Here is a 14,716-nt window from a genome sequence, read left to right as displayed (position 1 = left end):
CCACCCCCGAGTAGGTCGGCGGCGTCAGGCGGACTGGGCACCGCGCCGCCGCACCAATGCGAGCGTCTCCTCGAGAGCCGAGAGGACCTTGTCCTGCTCCTCATCCGTCATCTGGGCGTAGAGCGGCAGAAGGATCGAATGATCCCGCGCGGCCTCGGACCGGGGCAGGGGTGGCGTGACGATGTCGGCATAGGCTGCTTCCTGATGCGCGTTCATGATGCCTCGGCGGGTCGCGACCCCACGGTCGAGCATGGCCTGCATCACGTCGAGCTGATCGATGCCGTCGGACAGGCGGACGCAGTAGCTCTGCCAGTTGGACCGCGCCCAGCGCGGCTCCACCGGGGCGGAAACGCCCGGAAGGAGCGCAAGCCGGGTCGAATAGCGTTCGGCAAGCGTGCGCCGCCGCGACACGATGCCCGGTAGCCGCTTGAGTTGCTCGCGCCCTATCGAGGCCTGGATATCTGTCATCCGGTAATTGAACCCGGTGACGGGATAGCTTTCGATGACGACCTGCGGACTGTTGTGGCGGACCGCGTCGGACACCGACATCCCGTGCTGCCGCGCGAGCCGGAACCCGGCGTCCAGCTCGACGCGGTTGGTGGTCAGCATCCCGCCCTCACCGGTGGTGATCACCTTGCGCGGGTGGAAGGAGAAACAGACCACGTCGCCCAAGGGACGCCCGATGCGCAGCCAGGCATTGCGCATCCGCAGCTCGGATCCGGCGGCGCAGGCGGCGTCCTCGATCACCGGCAGGCCATGGGCGCCGGCGAGCTTGAGGATGGCGGGCATGTCGCAGGGCATGCCCATCTGATGCACCACGAGGATCGCGCGAGTGACCGGGGTCATCGCCGCGGCAATCGCCGCGGGATCGATGTTGTAGCCGTCCCGTTCGATGTCGACGAAGACAGGCGTCGCGCCGCATTGGCGGATCGTGTTCGCGGTGGCGATGAAGGAGTGGCTGACGGTGATCACCTCGTCGCCCGGCGACACGCCGACCCCGAGCAGCGCGAGATGCAGCGCGGTGGTGCAGTTCGAGACCGCGCAGGCATGCGCCGCTCCGACGAAATTGGCGAATTCCGCCTCGAAGGCGGCCACCTGCGGCCCCTGAGAGACCCAGCCCGAGAGCACGGCCCGGCTCGCTGCATCGGCCTCGGAGCGGTTGATGAACGGCTTGGCGATGGGGATCATGCGGCCGCACTCGAACCGGGCCGCGCCTCACGTTCGCGCCGCCAATAGGAGATCAGGTCAACCAGCCCGGCATCGGGGCCGATCTCGGCGCGAAAACCGATCTCGCGGGCCGCCGCCTGTATGCAGGCAAGCCGCCGGGGCACGGGGTTGACGGCCCGCTCCGCCGCATGCTCGGCGACGAGATCCTCGCGCCCCATGCCGCGCGCGATCAGGCTGGCGAGGTCGAGCAGCGAGGTCTCCGTGCCCGAGCCGATATTGTAGACCCGGTCGGTCGCGTCGCTGCGGGCCGCGAGGATGTTGGCACGGGCCACGTCCCGGACATGCACGAGATCCATGGTCTGCGCGCCGTCGCCGAACACGATCGGGGGCAGCCCTTCGGACAGCCGCTCCATCCAGCGCACCATGACCTCGGTATACTTGCCATGCAGGTCCATCCGGGGGCCGTAGACGTTGAAGTAGCGCAGTGCGACATAGTCCAGCCCGTACATGTCGTGGAACGACCGCAGCAGCCCTTCGCCAAAGCTCTTCGCGGCGCCATAGAGCGTCCGGTTGTCATAGGGCGGGTCGCTTTCGGGCGTCGGGAAATGTGGCGCCAGGCCATAGATCGAGGCCGAGGAGGCCATGACCACCCGGTCGACGCGATGCTCGACGCAGCGGCGCAGCAGATCGTAGGTGGCCTGCACCATGACCGACATCGCGGTGTCGGGCTCGGCCGCGCAATGTGTGATGCGCAGCGCCGCCTGATGAAAGACGAGATCCTGTCCCGCCACCAGCTGATCCATCAGCCCGGCATCGCGGATGTCGCCGACGACCAGCGACACGCGGCCCGAGCGCATCGCGGTTTCGAGGTTCTCGGGGCGACCGCGGACCATGTTGTCGATCACGGTCACCTCCCGCACGCCCGCTTCGAGCAGCAGGTCGGTGATATGCGAGCCGATGAAGCCGCTGCCGCCGGTGACGAGAACGCGCGCGCCTTCGAGAGTGCGGGTGCCGGTCATATCGCGATCTCCTCGGGGCAGGCGGTCCTGTCGAACCGGCCGGTCTGGCCGGCCTGCGCATCGACGAAGCCGTTCACCGCCGAAATCACCTGGGCAATCTCTTCGGGCCGCAACTCGGGATAGATCGGCAGGGACAGGGTACGGGCTGCATAGGCCTCGGCGACCGGGAAGCTGCCTGGACCGTCGGCCAGATCGGCATAGGCGGGCTGCAGATGGACGGGGCGGGGATAATGGATGTTGGTCGCCACCCCGGCATCGGCGAGCGCGGCCCGCAGCCCATCCCGCGCGGGATGGGTGATCGCGTAGACATGGTAGACGTGATCGTCGCCCGAAGCCTGCGCGGGGCAGGTCACGCGCTCCGACAGGCCGGCGTCGTATTGCCGGGCGACCCATCGGCGACCTTCGGTCCAGGCCGCGAGGTGCCGCAGCTTCACGCCGAGTATCGCGCCCTGGATCGTGTCCATGCGGAAGTTGTAGCCGCGCAGCAGGTGCACGGAGCGTTCCACCTGTCCCCAATCGCGCAACGCCCTGATCCGGTCGGCGAGGGCCGGATCGCTGGTCGTGATCGCGCCGCCTTCACCGGCCGCGCCGAGGTTCTTGCCGGGGTAGAAGCTGAAGCAGCCGAGGGCGCCGAAGCCGCCCGCGCTCAGGGCGCCCCGCGTGGCACCATGCGCCTGCGCGGCATCCTCGATCACGATCAGCCCATGCGCCTCGGCGATGCGCCCGATCTCGGCCATGTCGGCGAGCCGGCCATGGAAGTGAACCGGCAAAACCGCCTTCGTCCGAGGCGTGATCGCGGCCTCGAACCTGGCGGGATCCATGGTCAGCGTCTCTGGATCGACGTCGACGAGCACCGGCACCGCGCCGACATAGAGCACCGCCGCCACGGTCGCCACAAAAGTGGTCGGCACGGTGAGCACCTCGTCGCCCGGGCCGACGCCGGCGGCCAGCAGGGCGAGATGCAGGGCCGAGCTGCCGCTGTTCACCGCGATCGCATGGCGGGTGCCGCAGCGGGCCGCGAAATCCGCCTCGAAGCTTTCGACCGCTTCGCCGAGCACGTAGCTGCCGCCGCGTAGCGTCTCGAGCACGGCCGCCTCGAGCGGTTCGGCGAGGGCAGCGTATTGCCGCCTCAGATCCAGAAACGGTATCATGATGCCACCTTCAAACTCGTCAAATCTACAGGATGACCGCGCAGCTCCACTGAGCGGGAGGCGGCGGCGAGCATTTCAACGATGCGCAGCCCGCTGAGCCCGTCGGTCAGCGGGGTCGCACCGGTTTCGATACAGCGGACGAATTCCTCGACCTCGGTTAGGAGGGCTTCCTTCGCGCGCAGGGCCGGGGCGTGCATGTCGCCCAGCCGGTAGGAGACCAGCTTCTCGTAGGGGTCGGCGCTGCACATCGCGCCACGGTCGTAGACCTTCACCTTCTCGCTGGTCTGCATGTCGTCATAGACCACCATCTTGCGGCTTCCGCCGATCAGGGTCTGGCGGATCTTCACCGGCGCGAGCCAGTTCACGTTGAGATGCGCCATCGCACCGCCGTCGTAATGGACGGTGAGCTGGGCCATGTTCTCGGGGCTGCCGGTGAGAAAGCGTGCGGCGGAGGCCGAGATCATTACCGGACGCTGATCGAGCAGGTGGTCGACGATGGCGAAGTCGTGGACCGCGAGATCCCAGATCACGTTCACATCGCGCTGGAACAGGCCGAGATTCACGCGCGTGGAGTCGTAGTAATAGACCTCGCCGAGCTCTCCGGCACCGATCATCTCGGAGATGGCGCGAACGGCCGGCGTGTAGACGAAGGTGTGATCGACCATCAGCACCTTGCGCCGCTTGGCCGCCTCCTCGACCAGCTGGATCGCCTGCGCCACGTCGTCGGTCATCGGCTTTTCGACCAGCACGTGCTTAGATGCCCTGAGCGCGTCGCGGGCGATCGGGAAATGGGTGTGCACCGGCGTGGCGATCATCACGGCATCGACGCCGGGGGCGCGGATCAGCTCTGCAATATCTGTGGTGAGCTTGGCCGCCGGATGGCGCTGCGCGGCGCGGGCGAGCGCGTCGGGCGACATGTCGGCGATCATTTCGACGCGGGCGACACCACTTTCGGACACGGCGCGGGCGAGGTTCGGCCCCCAGTAGCCGTAGCCGACGATCCCAACCCCGATCATCGCAGCACCGCCAGCGACGACGCCCCGCCAGCGCCGCGCGCCGGCTCGGCAATCGACCGGGCGGGGACGCCGGCGACCACCGCCCCGTCCGGCACGTCGCGCGTTACGACGGCACCGGCACCGACGAGGGCCCGGGCGCCGATGCGGATGCCCGGCAGGAGCGTCGCGTTCGATCCGATCGACGCGCCGCGACAGACCAGGATCGGCTCGCAGGTCCAGTCGTCGCCGCCCTTGAGTGCGCCCGTGGCCGTGGTGCTGGTCGGGTAGCGATCATTGGTAAACATCACGCCATGCCCGACGAAGACACCCTCCTCGAGCGTCACACCCTCGCACAGGAAGGCATGGGACGAGATCTTGCACCGCGCCCCGATCCTGCAGCCTGCTTGGATTTCGACGAAAGGACCGATGCGGGTCTGGGCACCGATGGTGCAGCCGTAGAGGTTGACGAGGTCGGGTTGGAAAATCTGTGCATCGGGCGCGATGTCACAATCTCTGATCGTCATGGCAGGGTTCTCCGAAAGCAGCGGATGCTTGGGCATCCCGCCTGGTCTTGTCCTGCGTCGAGCCTATGGAAATCGGACTTTCGAGGAAGCGTCCGAAGGAGGGTGGGCTCTCATCCGATCGAGTGCGATCCGCCGGCAATTCGGCAATTCGCATGAATGGGGGCAGTGGCGGTGTCCCCAACGACGAACCGGCCGCGCCTTTCGCGCGGCCGGTCCGGTTCTGCCTGACGTGGGATGGCTCAGAAGAGGGTGTCTTCGACCGGTTGCGTGACGCCGAGGATCTCGCCGCAGTCGAAGCCCGCATAGCCTGCAGACTCGCGCGTATGACGCGTCTCGGCGTCGCCCGAGCTTTCCTCGATGATCCGCAGCATCACCGCGTCCCCGTCCATCTGTTCGGTCCGCAAGGTCGCCGTGTCGCGGCCGAACGTGGTCTGGAGATCGGTGATCATCGCGAAGGCCTCATCCTCGAAGGCGCCAGCGAAATCGATCTGGCTGCCCCTATGGTCGATCGTGCGTCCCGTCGCGCCGGCCACCGCGCCGGACCGCGCATCGCCGCCCGTCTCCAGGGCGATCCAGTCGACGCTTTCGGCCTGGGGCGCCGCCGAAGCTCCTTCTTCGGCGACCAGCCGGGTGCGGAAGCCGTCATTCGAGACCGACCTGATCTGATCCGAGACCGCCCCGGAATTGGTGTCGCCCGACGCCTGGGCGAAGACCACGGGCGCGGCGTCGAACTGGCCGGGCGCGAAGGTGACCTCGTTCCAATCGCCATCCGAGGTCGTGTTGCCCGCGCTGATCGTCCGGCCGTCCTCGAGAACGTGGGTGCCGCGCTCGAGCGCCACCCAGCTGATCGCCTCCTTCTTGTGGCGACCATCGAGGTAGTCCCATTCGTCGATCTGGTATTCGAAACCGGTATCGGACACGTCCCTGACCCGAACGCTGTACGGGTCCGACCCGTTTCCGGTCGCGCCGCCCATCACCACGGACGGGTTGTTGAGCGGGGTCGCGAAGTCGACGCGGTGCCAGGTCTGCGCATCGCGCTGATCCGCGACCGCGACGCCCGCTTCACCGATGACCCCGTCGCCGCCGGTTACAACCGGGTCGATGGCCGGGATGTCGACCGGGGAGGAGGCCGCCAGATCCGCCGCTGGGGTCGGGGTGTCGGCGGTTGCGGCGGAGGCGTCGACGGGTTCCGCCACAGCTTCGACGGGAGCCGCCTGCTCGGGGGTGAACATCACGTCGACCCAGTAGTTGGATGCGTTGTAGCTCTGGTTGGGGAAGTTGCCGCCGTTGCCATAGCTGTAGACACCGGCGCTCTTGTCGACGCTGATCGGTCCGGCGTCGAACGCGCTGTCGAAAAAGCCGGTCTGCGCGGCATAGTCGCCCGATGCGGTGAAGTAGGAACCGACATAGGTCGTGCCCGCCTCCAGCGCCACGGGGGCGTCGAAGCTGACCTCCTGCCAGCCGCCGGACGGCGTTTCCTGGGCGCTGGCGGTCGCGATGAGGTTGCCCTCCGCGCTCCACAGGTTGATCGCTTCGAGACCGGTCGCGCCTTCGCCCCGATAGATGCGCAGCCCCTCGATCTCACCATCGACATCGGCGGTGAAGCGCAGGCCAACCTCGACCGCGCGCTGGTCGCCATGGGCGTTCTGCGGCTGGACCGCCGCGGTGTCCCACAGGCTGAACGCTTCGCCATCGGCGGCCGGGATCTCGGTCGCGGGCTGCTGCGGCGCAGGCTCGGGCCGCGGCTCGGGGTCGGGCTGGGGCTCGGACTGCGGGGCAGCCTCGGGCAAGGGCTCCGGCTGCGGTTCGGGTTGCGGCTGAGGCTCGGGTTCAGGCTGAGGCGCAGGCTGCTGCGTGGGAGCCGAACTGCCAGATCCCAGCTCATAGGCACCGAGATCGACGCGGCCCTCGACGCGGGCGGTATCGTCCAGATCGAGCGTCGCCAGCCCATAGGCGGACGTCCCCGCGTCGATCGCGGGCGAGTCGTTCGCGAGGCGGAAATCGACCGGCGGGTTCACGAGGCTCGGATCGACGCCGAGCAAGTTGCCGTCGGCCGCGCTCGGCATGGCGTTGTTGCCGTCGGTGCGCACCGAAGCCTGACCGTCGGTGCCGTTGAAGCTCAGGTTGTTCTTGAAGACGACGTCGTTGCTGTAACCGCCATAGGAGGTGTTGTCATAGGCGGTGTTGTTCGGATTGACCGACGGATCGGCGATCGCGATGTTGTTGACGAAGACGTTGTCGCTCGATTGCGAATTGCTGATCTCGCCGCGCCAGGTGCCGGTGTTCAGATTGTCCTGGTTGTTGTGATAGGCGGTGTTGCCGCGCACCGTGACGCCGTCGCTCCAGACGACCTGGATGCCCTTGCCACCGTTCTCGTAGACCAGGTTGTTCTCGACCAGGGTCGGGAAGTTGTAGCTCGGATAGCCGGCGGTCTGAGTGCTCTGGAAGTCATCGATGATGATGCCGTTGCCGTCGGTGTGCTGACCGGTCTGCGTGACGTTGTCGTAGGAGACGTTGTCGCGGACGATGGTGCGGAACCCGTCGGTCGAATTGTCGCCGGTGATGTTGCGGTTCTGGTAGATCGAGATCCCCGAGAACCAGCCGTCGCTGGCATTGCCGTAGGTGGTGTTGCCCTCGACGAGGATGAAGTCCGACCAGTTGAACTGGATGCCCGACTCGCCGCTGTCATGGACGATGTTGTCCAGCACCTCGATGTGATGAACGTTGTTCGCCTCGATGCCGTCACCGCCATTGCCGGTGATGTCGAAGCCCTGGATCGTGACGTAGTTGCTGTTCACGTTGACGGCGTTGTACGCGTTCGAAGGCGGCCGGATCAGGGCCGTGCCCGGCTCTTCGGCGCGGATCGTGACGTTGCCCGCGGCGGAGCCGCCGGTGTTGATGTTGAGCTGCTCGTTGTAGGTGCCTGCACGGACGACGACTTCGTCATTGGGTTGGAGGCCCGCATCCAGGGCCCGCTGGATGGAGCGGAAGGGGGACGTGGAGCTGCCATTCGCATTGTCGTTGCCGGTCGTGTCGACGTAGTAGATTGCCATGTCGTCTTTGCCTCTGCTTGGGTCGTCGTCCCCGATTTGCTCGAGGATCCAAGCAGGTCGTACCCAAACCGATCGACTCGCGGCATCTGAGGGGAAGAGGCTAAATTGGGCAGCAAGCAACAACGTGCCGATCAGGATTGCGGCGAATCTTTTCCATCTGGCTGCAGACATGGCAAAAATCCCGTTCGCACATGGGTTTGCGGCATGGGCGGATAATTGCCGCATGACCGAGTCGTCGTGGCCAACCGTCTGGGCCGACTCTTCCCCCATTTCGGCGCTTCAGGAGAAGATGCGCGATTTCAGTTGCTTGTCTGAAACGCCCCTGTAATGCGCTAACATGGCGGAGAACCGCCATTTTGACGTGACAGGGCGAAATCGGGCGATTGAACTGTCCGTTTGGATTGCAGGAACGGCCGAAAATACCCCTAAAGAGTTAATCAAGGCGCCTCCTGTACTTCGATTTGCGGGGGTGCTGCGAAACCTCTGAGGCCGGTTCGCTGCAGCGCAAGCAGGTAGAGATAGCCGGGCACGACCCGAACATATCGCCGCCACAGTCGCCTCGGCTCTCTCGACAGCCGATAAAGCCATTCCAGCCCCCGTTGCTGAACCCAGCCCGGCGCCTGAGGGGTGTTCCCGGCGTGAAAGTCGAAGGCGGCGCCGACCCCGATCAGCATTGGCGCGGTTAGCCTTTCGCGCATTCGCGCCATCCAGAGTTCCTGTTTCGGCGCGCCAAGCCCGACCCAGATCAGATCCGCATCCGCCGCGTTGAGGTCCCGTGTGATCTTGTCCTCCTCCTCCGGGGTGAGGGCGCGAAAGGGGGGGGCGATCCGGCAGACGATGGTGGCCGCGGGCGCCAGTTCCTTCAACCGGTGCTCGAGCTTGGCGAGCGTATGCTCCGTCGTGCCGTACAGCGCGTGCCGCAGCCCCGGCTCGCGCATCAGTTCGAGCATCAGGTCGGGGCCATAGACGCGCCCGGCATCTGTGTGGCCCTGCCGCCGCAATTCCCAGACCAGCGGCATACCGTCGGGGGTGACGAGAAAGGCCTCGTTATAGGCGCGGCGCAGCTCCGGCATCGATTGACTGTCGACTAGGCCATGCGCACCGCACAGGCAGACATAGCCCCGTCGTCCGGCACGTATCGCCGCCAACAGCCGGGCCGTCGCGCTTTCGAGGTCCAGCGCCGAAACCTTGACGCCGAGCAGGTTGATCTCGCCAGGAGAGGCCGGGGCCGAAACGGGCGTCGCACGTGTCATTCGCATCGCTCCAATCCGTCTTGGACCATTCTGCACGTCATCGTGGCGCGGGGAGGCGGGGCGGCGCACCTGTCTCAAGGGATGTCGCGCTTCCGCAATTCGGACATGGACCGCTTCGGAAGCGAGGTGCCACCGGCCGGCCGTAAAGGCTGGCATCTCCACCCAACGCGGCGAAAGTTGCTGCCGGTCCTCGCCCAAGTCGTGGATTTGGGATGACGGAAAATTTCCGGTATGCCGAGGGTGAGGCCGTGGGTCATGAGGTCACCGCAGAAGCAAGCTGCGCCCATCGGCTGGAGCAAAACTTTCGATTAAGTCATTGATTGCAGGTCTGGTCGACCTGCCTCGAAACGCGCTTTCCATGAGACTCCGTGTTCATGGTCCATCACCTGCGCCCGCATCCTTTCGTGAAGGGGCTGGCCCGCGCCGCGGCCGCGCGCTAGGTCCGGGGCTGCGCAGCGGAGGAGCATCATGCAACGCATCGCCATCGGCGCCCGACCGGATTTCGAGGAAAAGGCCCGCGAGGCGGGCTTTACCTTCCATCACATGCATGGCGAGCCCTACTGGGAGGAAGAGACGGTCTATGCCTTCGACCTCGCCGAGGTCGAAGAGGTGATCGAGGATCCGGCGACCGAGCTGCACGGCATGTGCCGCGAGGCGGTGGATCATGTGCTGCGCTCCGACGCGCTGATGGAGCGGCTGGCGATCCCGTCGGCGCTGCGCCGCTTCGTGATCGAGAGCTGGGAGAGGGACGAGCCCGAGCTCTATGGCCGCATGGATCTCGCCCATAACGGCGAGGGACCCGCGAAGCTGCTGGAATACAACGCCGACACGCCGACCGCGCTCTATGAGAGCGCGGCGTTTCAGTGGCAGTGGCTGGAGGACATGCTGGCAGCGGGGCGGCTGCCAGTGGGCACCGACCAGTTCAACGGCCTGCACGAGGCGCTGGTGGCGCGGCTGGCCGAGATTTTCGCGCCTGACACCGACCTGCATTTCGCCTGCTTCCCGGACAATCCCGAGGATTACGCCACCACCGAATACATGGCTTGGGCCGCGCGCGAGGCAGGGCTGGGCGCGCATTTCGTGCCGATCCCCGAAATCGGCCTGACCGATGCCGCCCAGTTTGCCGACGGCGAGGGCCGGGTGATCGGCGCGATGTTCAAGCTCTACCCTTGGGAAGACATGCTGCGCGATGACTTCGCCGAAGCCCTGCCCGGGGCCCAGTGCCGCTTTCTGGAGCCGCCATGGAAGGCGGTGCTGTCCAACAAGGGCATTCTGCCGGTGCTGTGGCAGCTGTTCGAGGGCCATCCGAACCTGCTGCCCGCCTGGTTCGAGGACGAAGCCGACACGCCTGCCGCCCGTGCCGCACTGGCCGGTGGCCATGTTCGTAAACCGCTCTTTTCGCGCGAAGGGGCGAGCGTCGACATCGTTAGCCCCGATGGCGGCGAGCGGTCGCCCGACCGTAGCTATGACGCGCATCCGGCGATTTTGCAGGCCTATCACCCGCTGCCCGTCATGGACGGCATGCACCCGGTGATCGGCGCCTGGATCGTCGGTCGCGCTTGCGTCGGCATGGGGCTGCGCGAGGATCGCGGCCGCATCACCCGCGACCTGAGCCGCTTCAAGCCGCATTTCATCCGGGCCTGAGCCCCGAGGAGGACCGCCATGAGCCAGACATCCGCCGCGACCCCGGCCACCACTTCCAAGCGTTCCCGCCATGTGCGCATCGCGCTTCTCGGCGCGGCCGCCTTCAGCCTCGCTGCCTGCCGCGAGGAGGATGTGCCCTCGGCCGCGTTCCCGACGCTCGATGCCTGTCTCGAGGCGGCGGCGGGGCCCGGCACCTGGGTGACCGAGGAAAGCTGCGAGGAGGGCTTCGGCCAGGCACTCGAGGCGCATGTCGAGACCGCGCCGCGCTACGACGACCAGGCGCTGTGCGAGGCCGAGCATGGTGGTGAATGCGTCGCCGAGGAGCGGCCCGGCGGCGGCGGATCGATCTTCCTGCCGCTGATGGCGGGCTACCTGATCGGCAACATGCTGGGCGGGCGCGGGTCGATGGCGCAGCCTTTCTATGGGCGGTCTTCCGGCGGTTTCGCCACGCCGGGCGGCACCGTGCTCAACCAGGCACGCGGCACCACGTCGCTCAGCCCCAACGCCTTCCGGGCCGGCACGCCGACCCGTACCGCCGCGCCGATGACGCGCGCCACGGTCAACCGCACCGGTGGGTTCGGAGCCACCCGGACCGGTACCGGCGTGCGCAGCTTCGGCGGCTGAGAGGCGCGCGCGGCGATTTTGGGGCACATGCGCGCTTCGGGCGAACAATGGGCCCGATCCGCGCAGACTGATCTTCACTAAGCAACTACAATTGCGGCAAGAAATAGGCGCATTGGGGCATGGCCGTGGCCTGCTTCAACGCGTCGTATTGTTGCCAAATCGGCATCAAAGAATTCTGGCGTCCGGCGTGATGCCCAAGTTTTTTATGGGTATCCGTTTTTGATCGGCCGAGCTTGCGGGCGGTATTCTTCAACAATCCCACGCGGGCCTATACGAATGCGCCTCAATGGCGGCCGGCTCTCGCCTCCGTTGGACCACCTTTCCGCCACTTTTTCCTTTGTCGACCGCTGGTGGCGAGATAATTATGGCTCAACCCCGGCACGGGTGGCCCAGAGCGGATGACGGGTCGCACAGCAATTACCGGGTCCAGTCTGCATGCGACCCGTGGGGGGAACCAGCAGCATAGAGCATGGCTCGCAGCCCGAGCCGGTGTCCCAGGGCACCAGCCCGCCGATCGGCGGGACCGGGCGCGGTCGGTCTGAACGGAAGCGGGGCAGGCGACGCCCGCGGTAAGGAGACGAAGCATGGCGGGCAAGCGGTTCGACGGAACGCCGGGGAACGACACCTATTACGGTGGCGATGGCAATGACGAGATCTTCGGCGGCGCGGGCAACGACAAGCTCTACGGCAATGCAGGCGACGACTGGATGGATGGCGGCGAAGGCTGCGACGAGGTCCATGGCGGCGACGGCAACGACCACCTGACCGGCGATGCCTATGACACCCTCTATGGCGGCGACGGCGCCGACACCTTCAAGCCGGGTCGCGGTGGCGTGGTCTATGGCGGCGGTGACGGCAGCCTCGGCGATGTCGACACGCTGGACCTGCGCGGCATGGGCAATCTCTACGCCAAGGACATCGAGCCCGATGGCGACGGCAACGGCTCGAACGGCTGGATCCAGTTCCTCGACGAGGACATGAAGCCGACCGGCGAGAAGCTCTATTTCTACAACATCGAGAAGTTCCTGAAGGACAACCAGGGCGACAACCGCGCCCCGGTGGCCCGGGACGACAGCGCCTCGACCGAGCGCGACATGGCCATCAACATCGACGTGCTGGCCAATGACAGCGACCCCGACGGCGACAGCCTGCGGGTGAGCGAGGTCTGGGCCGACCATGGCGAGGTCTATGTCGACGAAGACGGCTCCCTGCGCTACACGCCCGAGCCGGGCTTCACCGGCGACGTGACTATCTCCTACAAGGTGACCGACGATCGCGGTGGTTTCGACGACGCCACGGTGGCGCTGCGGGTGCAGTGCCCGACCGGGCCGGACGGTATCGTCGAGGGCACGATGGGGGACGATCTCATCGATCTCGCCTATGACGGCGATCCCGAGGGCGACCGGGTCGACAATGGCGACGCCATTCTGGGCGACGACGCGCCCGATGACGACCGGATCGAGGCCTATGGCGGCGACGACACCGTAAAAGCCGGCAAGGGCGACGACCTCGTCTATGGCGGCGCGGGCAACGACACGATCTATGGCGAGGACGGCGACGACGACCTCTACGGCGATGGCGGCCGCGACACGCTTTATGGCGGCGCCGGCAACGACCGTCTCGATGGCGGCACCGGCGGCGACGAGCTCTATGGCGGCTCCGGCGACGACGAGCTGATCGGCAGCCGCAACGGCGACAAGCTGTTCGGCGGCGAGGGCGACGACAAGATCGACGGTGGCGCCGAGAACGACGTGATCCTGGGTGGCACCGGCAACGATGTGATCCATGGCGGCGACGGCAATGATCGCATCGACTCGAGCGATGGCGACCGAGAGGCCGACCTCGACCGCTTCGACAATCCCTATCCGGGGCTCGGCCGCGATGCCGATCCCTATGACGACCGCGACACCGTCTATGGCGGCGCCGGGGACGACATCATCCACACCGGTGACGACCGCGACACGATTTTCGGCGGCACCGGCAACGACCGGATCGATGGCGGCATCGACGACGACCTGATCCTCGGCGAGGAGGGCGACGACACGCTCACCGGCGGCGAAGGCAACGACACCGTCTTTGGCGGCGATGGCGACGACGTCATCCGTGGCGGCCTCGACCCGCGCTTCCCCGACAGCCTCAACATTCGCGACGATCGGGGTGACCGCGTCACCGACAACGGCCGCGACGAGCTGTTCGGCGGCAAGGGCAATGACACGATCCTCGGCCAGGACGACGACGACACCATCTTCGGCGGCGATGGTGACGACTATCTCGACGGCGGCATCGACGACGACACCATCTTCGGCGGGGCGGGCGACGACCGGATCATCGGCGGGCAGGGCAACGACCTGCTGTTCGGCGATGACGATCGCGACTACTTCGTCGGCGGCAATGGTGGCGACCGGGTGATCGGCGGCGAGGGCGGTGACGACTACGACACGCTCGACCTGTCGGGCACCGATGTCGACCGCATCGAATACACCTCGGACGACCGCGAAGACGGCATCGTCTACTTCAAGGACGGGACCACGCTTCGCTTCGAGGAGATCGAGAACGTCGTGCCCTGCTTCACGCCCGGCACCGTGATCGCGACCCCCCGCGGCGAGCGTCTCGTCGAGGAGCTGCGCGAAGGCGACCGCATCATCACCCGTGACAACGGCATTCAGGAGATCCGCTGGGTCGGTCACAAGCAGGTCGGACCGGCGCAGTTCCTGACCAGCCCGCACCTCAAGCCGGTGATGATCCGCGCGGGCGCGCTGGGCAACGGCCTGCCCGAGCGCGACATGATGGTCTCGCCGAACCACCGGGTGCTGCTGACCGGCGACCGGGCGCAGCTCTACTTCGAAGACAGCGAGGTTCTGGCCGCGGCCAAGCACCTCGTTGGCTCGAAGGGCATCCATTCGATCGACGTGTCGCGCACCAGCTACATCCACTTCATGTTCGATCGCCACGAGGTCGTGCTGTCGAACGGCGCCTGGACCGAAAGCTTCCAGCCCGGCGATCACACGCTCAAGGGGATCGGTGCCGAGCAGCGGGACGAGATCTTCGAGTTGTTCCCCGAGCTGCGCCAGCGCGCCGGCATCGACAACTACCGCGCAGCCCGCAAGGCGCTCAAGCGGCACGAGGCGCGGCTGATGGTGGTCTGATCGGCTACTTTTACGAGTACCTGGGGGGTTAACCGGTTTTGCTTGGTGCCGGGCGGGGAGGTTTCACCTCTTCGCCCGTTTTTTTGTCGCGGATGCCTCTCGGATCGGTAGGGCAACTCCGAAACTTCTCGTTCCGGCAG

The 14,716-nt window shown here is 66.5% G+C and carries 10 protein-coding genes; 3 read left to right on the top strand and 7 right to left on the bottom strand.

Annotated features, from left to right (window positions below; genetic code table 11):
* Positions 1 to 24 precede the first annotated feature (24 nt).
* From FHS00_RS01905 to FHS00_RS01875, 7 genes are all read right to left on the bottom strand, one after another.
* Entirely contained in the window at positions 25 to 1,188 is a 1,164-nt protein-coding gene (locus FHS00_RS01905; protein ID WP_183469320.1) for a DegT/DnrJ/EryC1/StrS family aminotransferase, read from the bottom strand.
* Positions 1,185 to 2,186, bottom strand: a complete 1,002-nt coding sequence (locus FHS00_RS01900; protein ID WP_183469318.1) for an NAD-dependent epimerase/dehydratase family protein — start codon at positions 2,184 to 2,186, stop codon at positions 1,185 to 1,187. Before FHS00_RS01900 ends, FHS00_RS01905 begins: the two co-directional genes overlap by 4 nt.
* Positions 2,183 to 3,337: a DegT/DnrJ/EryC1/StrS family aminotransferase gene (locus FHS00_RS01895; protein ID WP_183469316.1), complete on the bottom strand. Its 1,155-nt coding sequence runs from the start codon at positions 3,335 to 3,337 to the stop codon at positions 2,183 to 2,185. Before FHS00_RS01895 ends, FHS00_RS01900 begins: the two co-directional genes overlap by 4 nt.
* Positions 3,334 to 4,353, bottom strand: a complete 1,020-nt coding sequence (locus FHS00_RS01890) for a Gfo/Idh/MocA family protein (protein ID WP_183469314.1) — start codon at positions 4,351 to 4,353, stop codon at positions 3,334 to 3,336. The genes FHS00_RS01895 and FHS00_RS01890 overlap by 4 nt, the downstream gene beginning before the upstream one ends.
* Positions 4,350 to 4,856, bottom strand: a complete 507-nt coding sequence (locus FHS00_RS01885; protein WP_183469312.1) for an acyltransferase — start codon at positions 4,854 to 4,856, stop codon at positions 4,350 to 4,352. The genes FHS00_RS01890 and FHS00_RS01885 overlap by 4 nt, the downstream gene beginning before the upstream one ends.
* 239 nt (positions 4,857 to 5,095) lie before the next feature.
* A complete protein-coding gene (locus FHS00_RS01880; protein ID WP_183469310.1) occupies positions 5,096 to 8,179 on the bottom strand; it encodes a DUF4082 domain-containing protein in 3,084 nt (1,027 codons plus the stop codon).
* 167 nt (positions 8,180 to 8,346) lie between these two features.
* Entirely contained in the window at positions 8,347 to 9,162 is an 816-nt protein-coding gene (locus FHS00_RS01875) for a WecB/TagA/CpsF family glycosyltransferase (RefSeq protein WP_246390907.1), read from the bottom strand.
* 468 nt (positions 9,163 to 9,630) lie between these two features.
* Here FHS00_RS01875 and FHS00_RS01870 point away from each other — a divergent pair, with 468 nt between their 5' ends.
* The 3 genes from FHS00_RS01870 to FHS00_RS01860 all read left to right on the top strand — a co-directional run bounded on the left by FHS00_RS01870 (position 9,631) and on the right by FHS00_RS01860 (position 14,576).
* Entirely contained in the window at positions 9,631 to 10,806 is a 1,176-nt protein-coding gene (locus FHS00_RS01870) for a glutathionylspermidine synthase family protein (RefSeq protein WP_183469308.1), read from the top strand.
* A gap of 18 nt (positions 10,807 to 10,824) precedes the next feature.
* A complete protein-coding gene (locus tag FHS00_RS01865; RefSeq protein WP_183469306.1) occupies positions 10,825 to 11,430 on the top strand; it encodes a DUF1190 domain-containing protein in 606 nt (201 codons plus the stop codon).
* Positions 11,431 to 12,014: 584 nt separating this feature from the next.
* Positions 12,015 to 14,576, top strand: a complete 2,562-nt coding sequence (locus FHS00_RS01860; protein ID WP_183469304.1) for a Hint domain-containing protein — start codon at positions 12,015 to 12,017, stop codon at positions 14,574 to 14,576.
* Positions 14,577 to 14,716 lie beyond the last annotated feature (140 nt).

Origin of the sequence: Limimaricola variabilis, from assembly GCF_014195545.1 — a bacterium.
Taxonomy (GTDB): domain Bacteria; phylum Pseudomonadota; class Alphaproteobacteria; order Rhodobacterales; family Rhodobacteraceae; genus Limimaricola; species Limimaricola variabilis.
The sequence above is the reverse complement of the archived record's forward strand: the minus strand, read 5'-3'. Positions and strand labels throughout refer to the sequence as shown.